Consider the following 18,641-nt stretch of genomic DNA (forward strand, 5'->3'; position numbering starts at 1 on the left):
GCATGTTTAAGAACGTAGAAGCCGTGCTGTTTGACCTGGATGGTACCCTGATCGACAGTGCCCCCGATTTGGGCGCAGCGGTCGACAAAATGCGCGTTGACCGTGGTTTGTCGTCTTTTCCGCTGGAACACTATCGCCACATGGCAGGGGCTGGCGCACGCGGCATGATCGGTATTGCTTTCGGTTTGACGCCCGAGCATCCGGAATTTGAGGCCATGAAGGAAGAGTTTTTTGTCAACTACGAAAACTGCATGACAGAGCGCACGCGCATTTTTGATGGCGTGGTCGACATGATTGCCATGTTGGTTGCCCAACGGTTGCCGTGGGGCGTGGTGACCAACAAATCCAGTCGCTTCACCGATCCCTTGACTTCGGCGATGCCACTTTTCTCGACGGCAGGCGCCATTGTGAGCGGCAACACCACGCCGCATGCCAAACCGCATCCTGAGCCCTTGTTTGAGGCTGCAAGGCGTTTATCGATTGATCCTGCACGCTGTGTTTATGTGGGCGATGATGAGCGCGACATCGTCGCGGGACTGGCCGCTGGCATGGGCACGGTCGCTGCCACTTACGGTTATTTGGGCCAGCAGACCGATATTTCGCGCTGGAAAGCCCATTTGCACATTGATTCGCCGATGGATCTCTTGAAATTCCTGAACAAGGCCTAAAATAGGAAGCTCAGGGGCTGCACTGGTTTCGACATGGGTTCGGACGCGTGGCAGGGCATGTCGAGGTTCTGATCCTCGTAAAACAGCAGAAAAAAAACTAACTGCAAACGACGAACGTTTCGCACTCGCCGCTTAATCCGGTGAGCCTTGCAACAGTTGGCCGATAGGCTGGGTTAGGGTGATGGGGGTGTTAAAGCCTCCAAAGTCCTAGCTGCAAGGTAAAACATATGGGCTGGCATCACCTCGGGTACCTTGGGGTGGTGTGAGAAAAAAGGGTACTGGCTGGGTGTTCAGCGTGTCGCTGCGCGGTTCATTTGGCGAGACTCAAATCAGACGACTACACATGTAGAACTGTACGAAAAAGACTTATGGACGGGGGTTCAAATCCCCCCAGCTCCACCAATACGAATTGTCCCTCTTGAGTACGAAAAGAGGGACACTGTCCCCCTCTAGATGGAGGCATCAGAGGGGGATATTCTTTTTTATTGGCACTTAATGGTTAATTCGAGAGACGTTTTCTCGGATAACTGCAAACCAAGCCAGTTGTTGCTATTTCTAGTTCTGTCGGAACTATGCCCGTGGATCAGAAGGCATGCCGACGGAGTCATTTCACTTCCACCCACAAAAACTTATTTGATATCAAGGAGTTAAGGTTTCTCCTGCTTGGACTCGGAACGACTCTAACGAGCAACAATCAGCTTGAATCTGTTTTGTCTGGTTGCACGTGCTCGCGGCCCAGTTTAGCGGGCTTGTTGTCTTGGTTTTTCAGGGTTTGAGGGAAGACGATCGATTGTTGTTCGTATGCCTGTATGTCTTCAATTCGATAGAGCACACGGCCAAGCATCTTCAGATAGGGCAGCCCTTGATCAGTTGAGCGCCAATATTGAAGCCGAGATGTTGAGCAGTGCCATCTGGCGGCAAGCATCTGGTCTGTAAACAGGGCTGAATCGGTCGTGATGCCAGTTGGAGGTAACTTTGGGGCTTTCTTCTTCCTGGGCTTGGTAACCCAACGCTGATTTCGTTCAATCAGTGTTTCCAGTGCTTGCACCTCACGGCTAAACAGCGGGGTGCGAGTAGTCACCTTCCCATCGACAAAGTTGGTGACGGTCTCTTCGCGCGCTCTATTTTTTATTTCCTCAAGGCGCTTTTGTGCATCCTTGACTCGTTGGATCCGTTCTTTCTCGCGCTCTCGCATACTGCATCTTTAAGTTGTGAAAGGGAGGCATTGTCGAGTCTAGGCTGATTGCCGTCGTTCACGGCTCATCGACTGACCGGCAGCCGCCGACCCATTGCAGCCGGTCACATCTTCTAAGACGTTGACTTGTGTGCAGCGGTGCTGCCGGTCGTGTCCCGCAGTCACTTTTGGGCTTCAACGCTGAAGCAGTCAGTCGAACACACTACACCCTTCATCTACGCAGACCGGTTTCAGGAGACAAACTGACGGTGGCAAAGATCAGGATCGCAGCAATGCAATGAAGTTTCGCTTTTGTCGGTGCGAACGCGTACTGCCGAACCAATGCTGCATTTCGGTCTTTGCATGTCGACATCCGGTTCGCAGCGAATTGCTGCCTTCGTCAACTTCGTGCTGTCGAACCCAGTCGTTGAGGGTTTTCGGCATTCAGCCGATCTTGGGTGCAATGGAAACAATGGTTGCCCACAGGAGGGTACTCGCCGCGGTGTTCGAGCACCAAACGCAAAGCGCGTTGGCGCACCTCGGGTGAAAACGGTTTGATTTCTTGCTCACGGCTCCATCTTCTCAAAGTGTGGCGCCTGCTCAAAATTCGGGGCGATTCAAATTTGAATTTTCAATCTATCTGAAGTTGTACTTGATTAAGGGAGTTACTGAGAGCACCGCAAATTGAGAGACTGAACACAGGCAAAGGAAAAAGTGGACAAAAAACTAAACACAGTGGTCATGTCTTTTTGGAATTTGCCCAAGCTGTCAAAGATCAATTACTGACATTTGACAAAAATTCTCTTCATCTTCATTTAGGAAATCATCATGAAAAAACTTACCAAAACAGCAATCGCTATCATTGCAATAACAACTGGTGCCTTTGCATTCGCTTCTGACAACGGAAACGGTAACGGTAACCATGGCAACGGCAACGGTGGTTCCAGCAGCACACCGACATTACAAGCCACTATGTTGGTCAACACTGCGGTGGTCAACAGCGCATCTGGCGCCAATGGCACTGCGCAACAAAACTTGGCTTCTAACGTGGGCAGCTTCTCATCAACGAATACCGAGCTGCAAATGGTAAGTGCCAAAAATTCGATGATTGCCAACACTGCATCGTTTGGCGGCCAAGCCAGCCAAAACATTGCGTCGAATTCTTCCAGCTCGAATTCGAACGGCTTGCACACCTCCACTTACCAGGTGGCATTCATCAAAGATTCTGCTGTGATTAACCGCGCAAGCTTTGGTGGCAAGGCGGTTCAAAACTTGTCTTCCAACACCAACTGCCTGACTTGCGCACCTCAGTAAGTTAGCCCATCGTGAGCAAGGGGCATCGGGTGTCACAGACAAACGATAGCCACCTTGCTTTTTTTTCATCAGATGAGGTAGGCACCATGAAATTCCACGCACTCTTTCAATTCGGCTGGGTACTTTCAGCGTTGCTCAGCGTCACATCCACACAGGCACAAACAGCTCCCGGCGAAGACCCCGTCACGCTGACTGAAAAAGTCACGCACAACATGCTGCCCTTAAACTCAGCAGTACAAACAGCTTCTAAATCAAACCAAGAAGTTCCTGCGTGGATGGAGGCCAAGATTGCTCGCTTTACAGCCAAAGCTTTTTCAAGCGACACCGCAGGCCTCTTGACCGACGACAGTGTCGCCACCACCGTGGTGAGCGATGGTTTGCGCAAAGTCTGCACACAAGATATTGGTAGCAGCGTTGCCATGCAATCTGCAGCCACCAATGCACGATTAGGCACGGCAGCACCACAAGCCGTGGTGTTGCGCGGGGACTTGATCAATATCTGCCGTTGATTTAAACGCTCATCGCTCATATTCGCGACACACCTTGCAGCCTGATGCATCGCGGGGGCTGACTCTCCATTGACTTTCAAAAAAACTGACAGGTGAAGCCATGTCTTTAGCCCCCATGTCCCTCTTTTCCAAACTTCGCGCCACCAGCAAGCCCATCCTTGTGGTGGCCACGCTCGCACTCACGGCGTGCAGCACGCCCTCAGACGTTCGGCATGACGCGAAGTTTCAAAGCTACGGCAGCATGGCGGACCGCCCCACCATTCGGCCGGTGCGGTCCATGTCGAGTTTTTCTGATTCGCTGCAATGCATGGACAAGCTCATGCGCGATGCACAAATTCCGACCACGCTGATCACAAGCAAACAAATTCCCGACTACTCCACCCGCGCACCCGTTGCCACCAAAGACATGGTGGTCACGGCTTTGCTGCAGATGTCACGCCTGAGCAATGTGTTTCGCTACGTCGATTACGAGGTGGACTTGGTGCGCCAAGACACGGTGCAAAACTTGACCAACATCTTGCTGAACAACAACCAAATCCAGCTTCAGCGCCCTTCGCTGTATTTGTCGGGCGCGGTGTCGTTTGTGGACCAAAACGTGTTGGCCAACCGCATGAATGTGGGCACATCGGCATCGCGTTTGGACACGGGCTACAGCCAAAACAAAAACGCCACCGTGATTGGCTTGGAGCTGCATTTGGGTGACTTCCGCACCCGCACCTTGATTCCAGGCATGGACTCGGCCAACGAAGTGATCATTGGCAACGGCGGCCAAGGCTTGGACCTGGCAGGCCGCATCAGTGAATACGGTTGGCAGTTCAACGTGGGCAAAGACTACGCACAGGGCTCGGGTGCTGCCATTCGCACCTTGGTGGAATTGGCCGTGATTGAACTCACCGGAAAATGGGCGCGCGTGCCTTATTGGCAGTGTTTGACCATGGAGCAAACCCATCCCAACTTCCAACGCCAACTGCGCGACTGGTACGACGAAGGCACAGCCGGTGTGCATCAGGCCTTGGTCAAACGCTCGCTGATTGCCAAGGGTTATCTGAAAGAAGATGCACAACAGTCCGAGAAAAACCAAGTGCAAATCTTTCGCCAAGCACTGGGCCGTTTTCAGTCTGACCAAGGCATGGTGGTGAGCGGTGTGGTGGACTTCAACACCTACGAACACGCCCTGCGCGACTATGTGGCGCTGGACATGGGCGGCAACCTGGTGCGCTACGGCTGGTCGACCACCTCCCCCGAGCCTGTGGCCTTTGACAAAGATGTCTACGCCCCCATCACCAGCTCAGGCAAGTCCTACCACCAGTTTGAAGGCCCTCGCACGATTGACCTGCAAATTGAAAACGTGATGCTCGGCCGCACCAACTTTGAAGTGGGTGAGCAGGTGTTCTTGTCGGCCACCGTGTCTCGCAATGCCTACCTTGCATGCTATTTGTCCAACGCCACCGGCGGTGTGATTCGACTGGTGCCCAACCCCGTGTCATCGCGTGGCCAAGTCAGCGCCAACCAAGCCGTGCGCCTTCCCGATTGGATGAGCCCCAACCCTGGCTTTGTGATTGAAACCGCATCCTCTGGCACCGAAGGCATATTTTGTGTGGCAACCGATGACGATGTGACAGCTAAGCTGCCTGAAATATTGCGTGTGCCCGCGTTGACCCCCATACGTGACATCGTGGGCTTGAAAGACGTTGCTAAGGGCTATGCTGATGTGCTACCCGCCGACACCTACACACAAGCCAGCATGCAATGGGTGGTGACACCTAAGCGGGTGATGCAAGCCCCCAAAACCAGCAACGGGGGATAAGCTATGGCAAAGCCTTTACGCAACACGCCCGCTTGGCGTACCCGAAGTTTTGGCATTGTTCTGGTCCTCGCTGCAGCAGGCGTACAAGCACAAGACCGGCAAGCACCCTCACAAGTGCTGAGCCAATCACTGCCCGATATGGTGCCCTTGCTGGACGGGACCACAGACAAATTGGGGCCTGAGCTGCGCAACGAAGCAAATAACGCCTTGTCGCCCGCACAAAGTCAAGATCTGGAGGAGCTCAAACAGATTGCCAATTCAAGCGCGCAGTCGGGCACGGCTAATGTGGTGGCCGCGCGTGCGGCTTGGGTTTTAGGTTTGATATTTTTGCATGGCACGGGTGTGCGCACAGATGTGGTTCAAGCCCACCAGTTGTTTGAACAGGCCTATGAAAAAGGCGAGCGCCTGGCCAGCGCAGGTTTGGCATGGTGCGCGTTGCAGGGCTGCATCAGCATGCCCAATGTGCAAGCGGCCAAAAAATGGATTGACATTTTGCGTTCGGTTGAACCTGCACGCGCGCGCTATTTTGAATGGCTGTCCAAAACCCGCTTAGCGCCCTTGCCTGTGTTGTCTGTAGAAGAAGGCAATCCACAAGCGGGCATTTTGGTCCATCGCCAGCTGTTGGTGAGTGCAGCCATGGGCGGCGATGTGAACGCACAAATTGAGTTGGGCTTAGAGAGCGCTGTACTCAACCGCTACGACAAAGCGCTGCAATATTTTGAAGCGGCTGCACCCCGCTCGTTGGTGGCTGCTGACAACGCGGCCATCGTCAAAGAGCAAATCATCAGTAAGCACGCCAAAACTGGCGAAGAGATCCAGCCTCCATTCCCATCACACAACGCAGAAGCGCTGTTTAAAGAAGCGCGTCGTTACCACCGGGGCGAAGGCATTCCTGTCAATTACAACGAGGCCATTCGGCTCTACCGCATGGCACAAACGGCTGGCAGCCTGCAGGCAAAACGCATGCTCAATTTGATTTATGCGCGCACTAGCCCCGATGGCCAGCTCGATATGGGTTGGATGCGTCAGCTCAGCGATGCCGATGTCTCAGGCCCCACACCGCAAATGGGGCGCAGCGCAGGCCCGAAGTTGCTACACAGAGAACCCACCCCACTCTATGACTTGTTGCCCAAGCCATGGAAAACCAAGTAGATCGGTCACTCGATACGCTCACAGCGAACGACCGGTTATAGCGGGCGCAAAACATCAGCCTCAAACGAGGGATGTTCGAGTTCAGCCTAGACCGATCTCCAGGGCGGACACACCAACGACGCCTTCTGGCCGGTCGCTGTCATCGGTAGCGATTGCGTTGACCGACAGCTCCCGCCGCAAAGCCGGCTTTTAGAATTCGGGGGATGTGGTCCGTTCGGAGTGGTCAAAATTTCTTCCTTGCATTCACGCTCTATTACCCGCTAGCATGATTGAGTGCGAATAGAAACTTCCTGAGCCGTGAACCATGGACCACCATTCAAAAGCTCAAAGGCATTCGGTGAAATTCACCGAATGCCTTTTTCTTTGATGACCCAGAACTGAATTTTTAATGAAGCAGGAGACTCGCCATGCCTCGTCTTTTAATCAGCGAAAACGCTGTCCATCCAGCGATCCGCCAAAAAATCGCCGACAACCATGTCGATGTGATTCAGCAAGTCATTTCTGCCGTTCAGCAACACCCCGTTGTTGTTGTGGGCATGGCCGGGAATCCGGTGGTGGGCAAGGCCCGCAAGTTGTTGGATGCCGCAGGCGCCCAGCATCATTATTTGGAGTTTGGCAGTTACTTTTCGCAATGGCGCCGCAGAAATGCTTTGAAAATGTGGTCAGGATGGCCCACGTTTCCGATGGTGTTTGTCGGCGGCATTTTGGTGGGCGGCGCGGATGATTTGCGCCAACTTGTTGATTCAGGTGAGCTGAAAAACTTGCTGGACAAATGAGCAAGAGGGTAGCCATGAGCCGACCTGAACATTGGCGCGCAGACAGTGCGGGTGATTCTGTGGTGGTCCTGGATATTCCCGCATCCTTGTCCCGTCACCGTGAATTCGACATTGACGTGACTTTGGTCGTGAGCGTCCCTGTGGAGGGGATTCAAGCATGGCACGAGTTGAATCTGGAGGTCGATGGACGCAAGCAATGGTCACGCCGCATTGTCAGCAGCTGTCCGGGTCAAACCGATGGGCTGGATTACCACTGCCGCATACACCTTGTAGCGGAGCGCGCCCTGCGGGTTCGCGCCTTGGCGTTCACCCGTGGTGCAACAGTGTCGTCTTTGTTCATTGAGGCCAGAGAAGAGCTGTGATCACAGGGTGTGATCACAGTCCTCTGCGCGATCAAGCCACCTGTGCAGATGCTTTCTGGTTATCGCTTGAGTGCAGTTCGATGTATCGGCCTGCCAGGAATGCGGTGAAGAAGCCGTTGAACCAGTCCATGTTGATGGGTTTGGACATGAAGATGGTGCCTTCTGGCAGCCCACCTCGGCCGTCGATTTCTTCGGGCGTCAGCGCAGACAGCACCAAGGTCGTCATGCGATTGAATTGAGAGTTCTGGCGCAGCGTGCGCAGCAACTCAAAGCCGTCAACGCCCGGCATGTCCAGATCGGTGATCAGGACATCGGGCTTGATGCTGGAGATGTCGATCAAGGCTTCTAGGCCTGATGACATGGCTGTGCAGTCCACAGGCATGCTGGATCGGTTGCAGTAACCGCGCAGCATTTCGCGTGTCACCGCATCGTCTTCCACCAACAAAACACGAAGTCTGTTGTCACGCGGCTCATTCTGAATGGTGAGCATGTTGTGCTTGCGTTGGTATTCGCGGATGGAGGGCATCGAAATCCGACGGTGGCCTCCTTGCGTTTTCCAAGCTTGGAGCTCGTTTTTTTCGACCAAGGTCTGGATGGTACCGACCGACAACCCGAGCAGTTTGGCTGCATAGGTGGTGCCGCAGTAGTCTTCCGGGGTGTCAGGTGTGGTGTTTGTTTGCATAATGGATTCATTTTAGTAATAAAAGTACAAAATTCAATCGCCTTAAATCGTTAAAGATTGTTAAATTTTCACTTAAAAGATACAAATTTCCAGTTTGAGGCAATGTTTTTTTGTTTTGCGAACATTTTTGACCCGTATTTCGGCAGCTGTTGGCGTCAAAAAACTCAAATTCACCATCGTCTCAAAAAGTGTTGACTTGGTCCCGGCGGTGACAAAGCCCAGCAAGCCTTCAAGACACGGGGCGATTAACATGCAGCACACACATAAATTAGGAGACTGCTGATGCCCGCTCATGCTGCTGTTTGGCCCGTGCGTTTGCCAGCCAAGATCACCCCGCCAGCCACATCGCTGTGGATGAATCTGGCCATTAGCGCCATGCGCTACCCGGACAAAGCCGCTTTGGTGTTCATGGGGCGTGTGTGGACTTTCAGCGAGTTGATGACCCATGCAGAACAAATGGCCAAACAGTTGGCCATTTTGGGGGTCAAGCCGGGTGACCGTGTTGTGCTCGACATGCAAAATTGCCCGCAGTTGGTGATGACCCATTTCGCCATCTTGCGACTGGATGCCGTGGTGGTGCCTGTCAACCCGATGAACCGTGCGGAAGAGTTGAAGCACTACATCACCGACCCGGACACCCGCGTGGCCGTGACCACCGCAGATTTGGCGCCAGATTTGGCGCAAGCCAGCGATGCACTGCCCGCAGAGCAGCGATTGCGCCATTTGGTGGTGACGCAATTCACCGATGTGTTTGACGGCGAGGCCGTGGGGGCCGAGGATTTGCCTGAGGCTTGGCGTGCCTGGTTGCTGCCTGTGCGTCCATTGCCTGTCATGGCATCGGGTCAAGCCCATGCTTGGCGAGACTTGATGGCGGCACCTTCAACCATGGAATTGCCGCCTGTGAAGGCGGGGTCGGATGATCTGGCCGTGTTGCCCTACACCAGCGGCACCACGGGCTTGCCCAAGGGGTGCATGCACACACACGGCACCATCATGCACAACGCTATGGCCAGTGGTTTGTGGGGCAATGGCACGCCGGAAAACGTGACTTTGTGTGTGGTCCCCATGTTCCATATCACCGGCATGGTCAGCGTGATGCACACCAGCATTTTGCTGGGCGCGAGTCTGGTGATCATGCCGCGCTGGGACCGGGACGTGGCGGGACACCTGATCTCCAAATGGCGCGTCACGCACTGGACCAACATCCCGACCATGGTGATCGACTTGCTGGGCAGTCCACACATGGACCGTTACAACCTGAACAGCCTGGTCTACATCGGCGGTGGCGGCGCGGCCATGCCCGAAGCAGTGGCCCAGCGTTTGCTGGACCAGTTCGGCCTGCGCTATGTGGAGGGTTATGGCCTGACCGAAACTGCCGCGCCATCCCACACCAACCCGCCAGATGCCCCCAAGAAACAATGTCTGGGCATCCCGTTCATGAGTGTGTCCTCGCACATCGTCGACCCCGAGACCTTGGCCGAGTTGCCGCCGGGCGAGTCGGGCGAAATCGTGATCAGTGGACCGCAGGTTTTCAAGGGCTACTGGAAGCGCCCCGAGGCAACAGCCGCTGCATTCTTTGAGCGCGATGGCAAAAGCTTTTTCCGTTCGGGTGACATGGGCAGGGTCGATGACGAAGGCTATTTCTTCATGACCGACCGATTGAAACGGATGATCAACGCCAGCGGCTTCAAGGTCTGGCCTGCCGAGGTGGAGGCCTTGATGTTCCGCCACCCGGCCATTCAGGAGGCCTGCATCATCGCCACCCGCGATGCCTACCGGGGGGAGTCGGTCAAGGCGGTGGTGGTTTTGCGGCAAGACCACAAGGGCAAAGCCAGCGAGCAAGACATCATCGACTGGTGCCGTGAGAACATGGCGGTTTACAAAATGCCCCGCGCAGTGAGTTTTGTCGATGCCCTGCCCAAAAGCGGCAGCGGCAAAGTCATGTGGCGGGCACTGCAAGAAGCCGAAATGGCCGCCTTGGACACCCAAACCCAACCCAAATGAGCCTGAAACTTTCCATTCTTGACCAATCTGCCGCAGCTGTCGGGCGTGGGCAAGACGCCACGATCCGCCAGACGCTGGCGCTGGCCCAGCACGCCGAAGCCTGGGGCTACCATCGCTTCTGGGTGAGCGAACACCACAGCCACCCCAGCATCGTGGGCAGCGCACCTGAGATTTTGATGGCCGCCATTGCCGCCCGCACACAGCGTATACGCCTGGGCAGTGCGGGCGTGATGCTGCCGCACTACTCGGCGCTCAAAGTGGCCGAGCAGTTTCGCGTGCTCGATGCGCTGGCCCCGGGCCGCATCGATTTGGGTGTGGGCCGCGCACCGGGCAGCGACGGGCGCACCGCCCAGTTGCTCAACCCCGACCGCAACGCCTCAGAGCGCTTTCCGCAGCAGGTTATGGAATTGCAGGCCTGGGTCAAGGGCCAGAACCTGCCGCCCAGCCATCCGGGCCACAACGTGTATGCCTACCCGCAGTCGGACACCTCGCCTGATGTCTGGATGCTGGGCAGCTCTGACTATGGCGCTCAGCTGGCCGCGCACCTGGGGCTGCCCTATGCGTTTGCCTACTTCATCACCGATGGGCAGGGCGCTGACGATGCCTTGCAGATTTACCGCGAGACCTTCCGCCCCAGTGCGAGTCTGGCCAAGCCCTTTGCTGCTTTGTGCGTGTGGGCGCTGGCCGCCGACACCGACGAAGAAGCGATGCGCCTGTTCGAGAGCCGCGCCCGCTGGAAGATGGACCGCAACCTGGGCCGCATCGGGGCCTTGCTGCCGCCCGAAGAAGCCGCGCGCGACTACAGCCCGGCAGAGCAGTTCGCGCTGCAGCGCCTGCGCGAAGGGGCCTTGATCGGCTCGGCCGCCACGGTGGGCCACAAGCTGCGCCAGTTGGCGGCCCGCTTGGAAGTCGATGAACTGGTCGTCATCACCTGGACGCATGACCCTGCAGCCCAAATGCGTTCTTATGAACTGCTTGCCCAGGAATTTGCCCTTGCGGCAAACTGCTGAGCTTTGAATTTTCAACCCAAGGACTTTTGACATGTTCACCACCGCGATCGCTGGCAGCTTGCCCAAACCCGCCTGGCTGGCCGAAACCGAAAAACTCTGGCCTCAGTGGACCACCCAGGGCCCCGAGCTGCAGCAAGCCAAGGCCGATGCCACGCTGCTGTGGATCAAGGCGCAAGAAGACGCGGGTTTGGACGTGATCGGTGACGGGGAGCAGGCGCGCCAGCACTTTGTGCACGGTTTTGTCGAGCAGGTCGAGGGCATCGACTTCGTGAACAAAGTCACCATGGGCATCCGCAACAACCGCTACGACGCGCAGGTGCCGCAGGTCATCGCGCCGCTGCGCCTCAAGGGCCGTGTGCACGCCTTTGAAGCTCAACTGGCCCGTGCCCACACCAAGAAAAAGCTCAAATTCACCTTGCCCGGCCCCATGACCATCGTGGACACCGTGGCCGATCGTTTTTATGGCGACAAGGTCAAGATGGCGATGGCCTTTGCCGAGCTGTTGAACCAGGAAGCGCTGGCGCTGCAGGCCGATGGCGTGGACATCATCCAGTTCGACGAACCGGCTTTCAACGTCTACATGGACGAGGCCGCCGATTGGGGGGTGAAAGCGCTGGAGGTGGCCGCGCGCGGCCTGACTTGCACCACCGCCGTGCACATTTGCTACGGCTACGGCATCGAAGCCAACAACAAGTGGAAAGAAACCTTGGGCCACGAATGGCGCCAGTACGAAAAGGTGTTCCCGGCGCTGGCCAAAAGCAGCATTCAGCAAGTCAGCCTGGAGTGCATGCACTCGCATGTGCCCATGGAAATGATGAAGCTGCTCGAAGGCAAAGACGTGATGGTGGGCGTGATCGACGTCGCCAACCCGACCATCGAGACGCCGGAAGAAATCGCCGACACCATTGGCCGCGCCTTGCAGTTCGTGCCCAAGAACCGCCTGATCGCATGCACCAACTGCGGTCTGGCCCCGATGAGCCGAGCCGTGGCCGAGGCCAAGCTCAAGGCGCTGGCCGAAGGGGCCAAGCTGGCCAGCCAGCGTTACGCCTGAGCAAAGGCCCGTGGTGATGCCTCCAAGGCGATGTCGTCGGGCATGCTGAGCACCCCGCTCGCCGGGTCATAACCGACCCGGCGCAGGTGCAGGGCCAGTGCGGCATCCATCGATTGCGAATGGTTGGCGAACCACTGGCCCAGTTCGTCGGCCATTTTGCGAATCAAAGCCAAATCGCCCGATTCACCGGCAGTCAGTCCCTCGTGCATGACTTGCAGCACCACCTTGTGCTGTGTGCTGTGGATGTGGGCTGAAGAAAATTGGCTGGCGTGCATCCAGCGGTCTTCCCGCTCAAAAACGCGGGCGGTGTGCTGAACCAGATCGCGCCAGCGCGAGACCAATGCAGCATCTTCAGCTTCGTGCGCCAGGTCCAGCAAGGCGACGAAGGTTTTCAGGCCGTCATCCATGGCGGGCATGTCGAGCGACAAGCCGTCGCTCCATTGCAATCTGCTCATTGTTTTTTCCCGTACCTCTTTTGTGTCAATGCCTGCAGCTTAGGCGCGCGCCCTCTGGCCATGCTTGATCCACATCAGCTGGCGCACTGAAATGTGTGCTGCTTGAACTTCGCGCAGATTCAGCTCGGCTCAGGGCGTTATGCTTGCCACCTTCGCCAGATTTTTCCGGACGTTTTCATGCCCCAAAACACCTTGCCACCGCCACTGACCGCACCCGACCAGCTCGACGCCACTTTGTTGACGCAAGGCTTTGCCGTGCTGAGCGCGTCCAGCGTTTGCGCGCTGGCCGGGGTGTCCGTGCAAGACCTGCAGGCGTTCGAGTCCAGTTGGGGTGATTTGCCGCCTGACCAGTACCTGAAAGACGGCGGGCGCTATCGCCGTCGTCGTCACGCCAGTTTTGAGGTGACCGCTACCCAAGCCCAAGCTGTAGCCCACCGGGCGCATTGGCAACCGCTGTCTTACAACGCTTTGCACGGCGGCATGCAACGCTGGTTTGAGCCCATGGCCGCCGAAGTGGTGCAACAAGCCGCTTGGCAAAAACTCATGTGTTGGCTGGGGCGTGTCGCGTCTGCGGCGCAAGGGCCGCAGACCTGGTTCACCGAAGCGCATCAGTTTCGCATCGACACCACCGACGGCATTGGCCGCCCGACGCCCGAAGGCGCGCACCGCGATGGCGTGAATTGGGTGGCGGTGTTTCTGATTGGCCGCCACGGCATCAAAGGCGGCGAAACCCGGGTGTTTGACATGGACAGCCCACGGGGCCAGCGCTTCACGCTGACCGAGCCCTGGTCTTTGTTGCTGTTGGACGATACCCGTGTGATCCACGAAACCACGCCCATTCAGCCCGAGCAATCGGGAGGCTGGCGCGACACCTTGGTGATCACTTTGCGCTCAGAGTGCTTCCTGGATGAGCCCCTGCCCAAGGGCTGAGCTCAGGCCGACTTAATCCCTGAAGTTGTCAAAACTCAAGGGCAACTCGGTCATGTCCTTGCGCAGCAGGGCCATGGCAGCCTGCAAGTCATCGCGCTTGGTGCCCGTCACGCGCACCGCGTCGCCCTGGATGGAGGCTTGCACCTTGATCTTGCTTTCCTTGATCAGTTTGGTGATCTTTTTGGCGTCTTCGGTTTCGATGCCATTTTTGACCTTGATCACCTGCTTGACCTTGTCACCGCCGATTTTTTCGACTTTGCCAATGTCCAGAAAGCGCACGTCCACATTGCGCTTGGTCAGCTTGTTGCGCAGGATGTCTTCGACCTGCGTCAGTTGAAACTCGGCATCGCCGAACATCGTGATCTCTTTGTCCTTGAGTTCGATGTTGGCAGACGTGCCTTTGAAGTCAAAGCGGGTGCCGATTTCTTTGGCAGAAGTGTCAACGGCGTTGCGCACTTCGACCATATTGGGTTCGCAAACGGTATCAAACGAGGGCATGGTGGGAAAAATCCGAGGTTGAGAATGCGACAATTCTCCCATGTTCCTTGAGAAAAATGTCCCTCTGCAGCCGTACAACACGTTCGGCATCGCCGCCAAAGCTCAGGCTTTGGTGCGGGTGCGCTCCGAAAGCGACCTGCTGGCCGTGCTGGCGGACCCTCAATTGGCCACTTTGCCCCGGCAAGTGTTGGGTGGCGGCAGCAACATCGTTTTGACGGGCGACGTCAAAGCCCTGGTGCTTAAAGTGGAGGTGCCGGGTCTGCGATTGGCGGCTGAGACCGACAAACACTGGGTGGTCGAAGCGGGCGCAGGCGTTGACTGGCACGACCTGGTGGCCTGGACGCTGGACCAGGGCTACCCGGGTCTGGAAAACATGGCGCTGATCCCTGGCACTGTGGGCGCATCGCCCGTGCAAAACATCGGCGCCTATGGCGTGGAGCTGCAAGACCGCTTTGACTCGCTCGACGCCATGGACATGCTCACGGGTGAGCTGTTCAGCCTGAATGCCGCCCAGTGCGGCTTCAGCTACCGAGACTCGGTCTTCAAACACGCATCGGTTGGCGCTGATGGCTTGGGTCTTGCGGGCAGGGCGGTGATTTTGCGGGTGCGTTTTGCACTGCTCAAGCGTTGGAAACCCGAGCTGGGCTATCTGGACCTGGAGCGCAAAATGGCCGAGACCGGCATCCACAGCCCCGATGCGCGGCAAATCTTTGACTGGGTGGTGGCGATCCGTCGCGCCAAACTGCCCGATCCGGCTGTGATCGGCAACGCGGGCAGCTTCTTCAAAAACCCCACCGTCACCCCCGAGCAATGCGCCGACATCATCGCCCGCGACCCCAAGGTGGTGCACTACCCCATGCCCGACGGCACCATCAAGTTGGCGGCAGGCTGGCTGATCGACGCCTGCGGCTGGAAAGGCAAGACCGTGGGCCACGCCGGGGTCTATGAAAAGCAGGCGCTGGTGCTGGTCAACCGGGGCGGGCGCGAGAACCCTTGCACGGGGGGCGAGGTGATGACGCTGGCCAAGGCGATTCAGACCAGTGTGTACGAGAGGTTTGGGATTCGGCTGGAGCCTGAGCCGGTGGTCATTTAAGACTGGGTGGTGTTTGCCGCGCCGGGTTGTGGCCTGAACGGTCGGCCTCATAACTCGCTTCGCTCGCCAAATCGGCCGATCCGCTCAGGCCACAACCCGGCGCTGTGGCTCGGCTGATCTAAATCAGCAGTTCTTGAACTTTGCAGATCAAGAACTGCGTTGTAGCTAGCTTAGTTTTTTCGACCTAGCAGAACCAATCCATCTGTCTTGCCACTGTTCAGGGCAATGACCGAGAGTGTATTGGGTGTTCTTGTTTTATTTAAAACAGCAATGCCGCTTAGGGAAACGCCGTTACCAAGAACACAAGGGCCAGTTCCAGTGGCACGCACATCAACGATGGCTTTGCCAGAAGCTCTTGGTGTTACCGTACCCGTGGTTGTGCATCCTCCGTCAACAATCGTGAAGGCTCCATTCGCACCAACGGTGAAAGTCAAGTTGGTTATGGCGTAAAGAGCAGTTCGGCCTGAAAGCGTGTAGCTGCCAGCGATTTCAGCAGCTGTGACGCCTTTGTCGTAATTGGCGTCGTAGGCAAGGTCAATCGTGTTGCCGCTGCTGCCGGTAGCCTGAATGCGCTGTTTTTGCGTCACGGTTCCGCTGTAAGAGCCTCTTGCAACACTGTTAGAGCTGAAGGAAAACTCGGAGCCAGAAGCTGAAAACGACGTGCCATTTCCATTGGCTGTACCAGCGATAGCGCTGATCAGTGTGTTTCCTACGACTGCGCCGCCCCACGCTTCGCCATTCTCCAAGATGGCAATGCTGACATTTGCACCATTTGATGAAGTGCCCTCCCAGAATCCCTCTGCTGTATTGACGACTGTTGTGCTGCCGCCGCCATCTCCACCACCACCGCATCCACTCATTACCGCAATCGCGCAGGCGATCAAGCCCAATTTAAGTTCCATGTTCATTTTTGGCCTTTATTTCATTGGTAATCAAAATTACGTTGATTGCACTCATATGTGAATCAAACTCCGTAGATGCAAACTATACAAGAAAACATATTCGAGGGATGTCTGCGAAGCCCTCAATGCCCAAAAATCTCCCCGCAAGTGATAACCTGCGAGAGGTCTTGGCCTATAACATCCGTGTGGCCAGGGTGACCCGCGGTTGGTCACAAGAGGATTTGGCTTTGGAGTGCGAGTTGGACAGAACGTACGTGTCTGCTGTGGAGAGGGCGCGTTGGAACGTGTCGTTGTCAAACATTGAGCGGTTCGCGCTTGCATTGGGTTTGGAGCCTTGGACTCTTCTAAAACCGCCTTTTTAAATTGAGAAGGCTCAATTTCTTGGTCCCCTGTTCAGCCTTGGTGCGGGTGCCTGCCGGACCCGCCGATTTGGCGAGCGAAGCGAGTTATGAGGTGGGCCGGCAGGCACCCGCACCAAGGCGGAAAACACCTGAAACGCAAGCACAAAACAAAAAACGGCCCGAAGGCCGTTTTTCATTTGAAGTGACAGAAATCACTTCTTTCCGCTGCCATCCAACTTGTAGATGTGCGGGCCTTCGCCCACCGACAACAAACCAGCGTGGGCATAAATGCCCAGTTTGGCGCGGGTGTCGGTGATGTCGAGGTTGCGCATGGTCAGCTGGCCGATGCGGTCCAGCGGGCTGAACGGGGCGTCTTCCACTTTTTCCATGCTCAAACGCTCAGGCGCGTAAGTCAGGTTGGGTGAGTCGGTGTTGAGGATGCTGTAGTCGTTGCCACGGCGCAGCTCCAACGTCACGGTGCCGGTCACGGCACGGGCCACCCAGCGCTGGGCGGTTTCGCGCAGCATGATGGACTGGGGGTCGAACCAGCGGCCTTGGTACAACAGGCGGCCCAGGCGCAGGCCGTTGATGCGGTACTGCTCAATGGTGTCTTCGTTGTGGATGCCGGTGACCAATCGCTCGTAGGCGATGTGCAGCAGCGCCATGCCGGGGGCTTCGTAGATGCCGCGGCTCTTGGCTTCGATGATGCGGTTTTCGATCTGGTCGCTCATGCCCAAGCCGTGGCGGCCGCCAATTTCATTGGCTTTGAGGAACAGCTCGACCGGGTCGGCGTATTCCACGCCATTCAGCGCCACGGGCATGCCTTCTTCAAAGCGCACGCTCACTTCTTCGGCCTTGACCTCGACTTCGGGCTTCCAGAACGCCACGCCCATGATGGGGTTGACGATCTTCATGCCGCTTTGCAGGCTTTCCAGGTCTTTGGCTTCGTGGGTCGCGCCCAGCATGTTGCTGTCGGTGGAGTAGGCCTTTTCGGCGCTCATCTTGTAGCCAAAACCGTTGGCTGTCATGAAGGCGCTCATTTCGGCGCGGCCACCCAGTTCGTCGATGAACAGCTGGTCCAGCCAAGGCTTGTAAATCTTGAGGCTCGGGTTGGTCAGCAGGCCGTAGCGGTAAAAGCGCTCGATGTCGTTGCCCTTGAAGGTGCTGCCGTCGCCCCAGATGTTGACGTCGTCTTCCTTCATGGCAGCCACCAGCATGGTGCCCGTGACGGCGCGGCCCAGTGGGGTGGTGTTGAAGTAGGTGATGCCACCGGTGGAGATGTGGAAGGCACCGCACTGGATGGCGGCAATGCCTTCGTGGGCCAGCTGGGTGCGGCAGTCGACCAGGCGGGCTTTTTCAGCGCCGTATTCCATCGCCTTGCGGGGAATCTCGTTGTAGTCGGCTTCGTCAGGCTGGCCCAGGTTGGCGGTGTAGGCGTAGGGCAGGGCGCCCTTTTGCTTCATCCACAACAGGGCAGCAGACGTGTCCAGGCCGCCCGAAAAGGCGATACCAACTTTTTGCCCTTTGGGCAGGTTTTGCAGGATGGTGCTCATGAGGGGATCAACCGAAGTGGCAGATGTAGTGGTAGGGCTCGGTCACGCGGATCTCGAACTTGGAGTTGCCGGGGATGCTGAACTCTTGGCCCGCGCTGGACTTGATCCATTCGGTGCTGCCGTCGAGCTTGTATTCGCAAGAGCCGCCCACGCATTCCATGATTTCAGGAGCGCCAGTGTTGAAGGTCAAAGTGGCGGGCAGGATCACGCCCACCGACAGTTTGGTGCCGTCGGCCAGGGTCAGACCGTGGCTGACGCATTTGCCGTCAAAGTAAACATTGGCTTGGGTGTTGACGGAGACGCCGTCGATTTTTTCGGTGGTCATGGGTGTGTTTCCTGGGGCGGGCAGGGCCCGCGTCT

General features: G+C 56.7%; 20 protein-coding genes and 1 other RNA gene. 14 read left to right on the forward strand and 7 right to left on the reverse strand.

From position 1 onward, the window contains the following. Positions 1–2 precede the first annotated feature (2 nt). Together B9Z33_RS07320 and ssrA are read left to right on the forward strand one after the other, a co-directional pair. A complete protein-coding gene (locus B9Z33_RS07320) occupies positions 3–668 on the forward strand; it encodes an HAD-IA family hydrolase (protein WP_108286376.1) in 666 nt (221 codons plus the stop codon). Between the two features lie 13 nt (positions 669–681). Next, positions 682–1,070: a transfer-messenger RNA gene (ssrA, locus tag B9Z33_RS07325) on the forward strand. A 292-nt stretch (positions 1,071–1,362) separates the two neighbouring features. Here the strand turns inward: ssrA and B9Z33_RS07330 are convergent. Further along, entirely contained in the window at positions 1,363–1,863 is a 501-nt protein-coding gene (locus B9Z33_RS07330) for a hypothetical protein (protein WP_108286377.1), read from the reverse strand. Positions 1,864–2,670: 807 nt separating this feature from the next. Here B9Z33_RS07330 and B9Z33_RS07335 point away from each other — a divergent pair. From B9Z33_RS07335 to B9Z33_RS07360, 6 genes are all read left to right on the forward strand, one after another. Further along, entirely contained in the window at positions 2,671–3,156 is a 486-nt protein-coding gene (locus tag B9Z33_RS07335) for a hypothetical protein (protein WP_146183838.1), read from the forward strand. Positions 3,157–3,242: 86 nt separating this feature from the next. After that, positions 3,243–3,665, forward strand: coding sequence for a hypothetical protein (locus B9Z33_RS07340; protein ID WP_108286379.1), 423 nt, complete (start codon positions 3,243–3,245; stop codon positions 3,663–3,665). Between the two features lie 100 nt (positions 3,666–3,765). Further along, positions 3,766–5,472, forward strand: coding sequence for a DUF4384 domain-containing protein (locus B9Z33_RS07345; RefSeq protein ID WP_233252763.1), 1,707 nt, complete (start codon positions 3,766–3,768; stop codon positions 5,470–5,472). A gap of 3 nt (positions 5,473–5,475) precedes the next feature. Further along, a complete protein-coding gene (locus B9Z33_RS07350) occupies positions 5,476–6,624 on the forward strand; it encodes a tetratricopeptide repeat protein (protein ID WP_108286380.1) in 1,149 nt (382 codons plus the stop codon). A gap of 407 nt (positions 6,625–7,031) precedes the next feature. Continuing rightward, the gene (locus B9Z33_RS07355; RefSeq protein ID WP_108286381.1) at positions 7,032–7,400 is read left to right on the forward strand and encodes a glutaredoxin domain-containing protein; all 369 of its coding nucleotides are present in this window, start codon (positions 7,032–7,034) and stop codon (positions 7,398–7,400) included. A 14-nt stretch (positions 7,401–7,414) separates the two neighbouring features. Next, entirely contained in the window at positions 7,415–7,762 is a 348-nt protein-coding gene (locus tag B9Z33_RS07360; RefSeq protein WP_233252764.1) for a hypothetical protein, read from the forward strand. A gap of 31 nt (positions 7,763–7,793) precedes the next feature. On the opposite strand, the gene B9Z33_RS07365 is transcribed toward B9Z33_RS07360, so the two are convergent. Continuing rightward, the gene (locus tag B9Z33_RS07365) at positions 7,794–8,444 is read right to left on the reverse strand and encodes a response regulator (RefSeq protein ID WP_108286383.1); all 651 of its coding nucleotides are present in this window, start codon (positions 8,442–8,444) and stop codon (positions 7,794–7,796) included. A gap of 282 nt (positions 8,445–8,726) precedes the next feature. On the opposite strand from B9Z33_RS07365, the gene B9Z33_RS07370 reads away from it, so the two are divergent. The 3 genes from B9Z33_RS07370 to B9Z33_RS07380 are packed head-to-tail and all read left to right on the forward strand — an operon-like array spanning position 8,727 to position 12,509. Next, positions 8,727–10,448 (forward strand): long-chain fatty acid--CoA ligase, encoded by a 1,722-nt coding sequence (locus B9Z33_RS07370; RefSeq protein ID WP_108286384.1) that lies wholly within the window; start codon positions 8,727–8,729, stop codon positions 10,446–10,448. Next, positions 10,445–11,458 carry an LLM class flavin-dependent oxidoreductase gene (locus B9Z33_RS07375; RefSeq protein WP_199220310.1) on the forward strand — a complete coding sequence of 338 codons (1,014 nt, stop codon included), beginning with the start codon at positions 10,445–10,447 and terminating at the stop codon, positions 11,456–11,458. The genes B9Z33_RS07370 and B9Z33_RS07375 overlap by 4 nt, the downstream gene beginning before the upstream one ends. 31 nt (positions 11,459–11,489) lie before the next feature. Then, positions 11,490–12,509, forward strand: a complete 1,020-nt coding sequence (locus B9Z33_RS07380) for a methionine synthase (protein WP_108286385.1) — start codon at positions 11,490–11,492, stop codon at positions 12,507–12,509. Here the strand turns inward: B9Z33_RS07380 and B9Z33_RS07385 are convergent. After that, positions 12,500–12,964: a hemerythrin gene (locus B9Z33_RS07385; protein ID WP_108286386.1), complete on the reverse strand. Its 465-nt coding sequence runs from the start codon at positions 12,962–12,964 to the stop codon at positions 12,500–12,502. The two genes, B9Z33_RS07380 and B9Z33_RS07385, sit on opposite strands and share 10 nt — an antisense overlap. A 177-nt stretch (positions 12,965–13,141) precedes the next feature. Here B9Z33_RS07385 and B9Z33_RS07390 point away from each other — a divergent pair, with 177 nt between their 5' ends. Continuing rightward, positions 13,142–13,894: a 2OG-Fe dioxygenase family protein gene (locus tag B9Z33_RS07390; RefSeq protein ID WP_108286387.1), complete on the forward strand. Its 753-nt coding sequence runs from the start codon at positions 13,142–13,144 to the stop codon at positions 13,892–13,894. A 12-nt stretch (positions 13,895–13,906) separates the two neighbouring features. On the opposite strand, the gene B9Z33_RS07395 is transcribed toward B9Z33_RS07390, so the two are convergent. Beyond that, a complete protein-coding gene (locus tag B9Z33_RS07395) occupies positions 13,907–14,392 on the reverse strand; it encodes a YajQ family cyclic di-GMP-binding protein (RefSeq protein WP_108286388.1) in 486 nt (161 codons plus the stop codon). A 40-nt stretch (positions 14,393–14,432) separates the two neighbouring features. Here B9Z33_RS07395 and murB point away from each other — a divergent pair, with 40 nt between their 5' ends. Continuing rightward, the gene (gene murB, locus B9Z33_RS07400; protein WP_108286389.1) at positions 14,433–15,485 is read left to right on the forward strand and encodes a UDP-N-acetylmuramate dehydrogenase; all 1,053 of its coding nucleotides are present in this window, start codon (positions 14,433–14,435) and stop codon (positions 15,483–15,485) included. 170 nt (positions 15,486–15,655) lie between these two features. On the opposite strand, the gene B9Z33_RS15420 is transcribed toward murB, so the two are convergent. Beyond that, the gene (locus B9Z33_RS15420; RefSeq protein WP_158270191.1) at positions 15,656–16,393 is read right to left on the reverse strand and encodes a hypothetical protein; all 738 of its coding nucleotides are present in this window, start codon (positions 16,391–16,393) and stop codon (positions 15,656–15,658) included. Positions 16,394–16,512: 119 nt separating this feature from the next. Here B9Z33_RS15420 and B9Z33_RS07405 point away from each other — a divergent pair, with 119 nt between their 5' ends. Beyond that, positions 16,513–16,749 carry a helix-turn-helix domain-containing protein gene (locus tag B9Z33_RS07405; RefSeq protein ID WP_255418205.1) on the forward strand — a complete coding sequence of 79 codons (237 nt, stop codon included), beginning with the start codon at positions 16,513–16,515 and terminating at the stop codon, positions 16,747–16,749. A gap of 191 nt (positions 16,750–16,940) precedes the next feature. Here B9Z33_RS07405 and argG read toward each other — a convergent pair whose 3' ends face one another. Both argG and B9Z33_RS07415 read right to left on the reverse strand, forming a co-directional pair. Continuing rightward, complete coding sequence (gene argG / locus B9Z33_RS07410; protein ID WP_108286391.1) at positions 16,941–18,281, reverse strand: argininosuccinate synthase; 1,341 nt, start codon at positions 18,279–18,281, stop codon at positions 16,941–16,943. Between the two features lie 7 nt (positions 18,282–18,288). Continuing rightward, positions 18,289–18,606 (reverse strand): pyrimidine/purine nucleoside phosphorylase, encoded by a 318-nt coding sequence (locus B9Z33_RS07415; protein ID WP_108286392.1) that lies wholly within the window; start codon positions 18,604–18,606, stop codon positions 18,289–18,291. Positions 18,607–18,641: the final 35 nt, after the last annotated feature.

The sequence above is a fragment of the Limnohabitans sp. T6-20 genome (genome assembly GCF_003063505.1).
In the GTDB taxonomy this organism is placed as follows: domain Bacteria; phylum Pseudomonadota; class Gammaproteobacteria; order Burkholderiales; family Burkholderiaceae_C; genus Limnohabitans_A.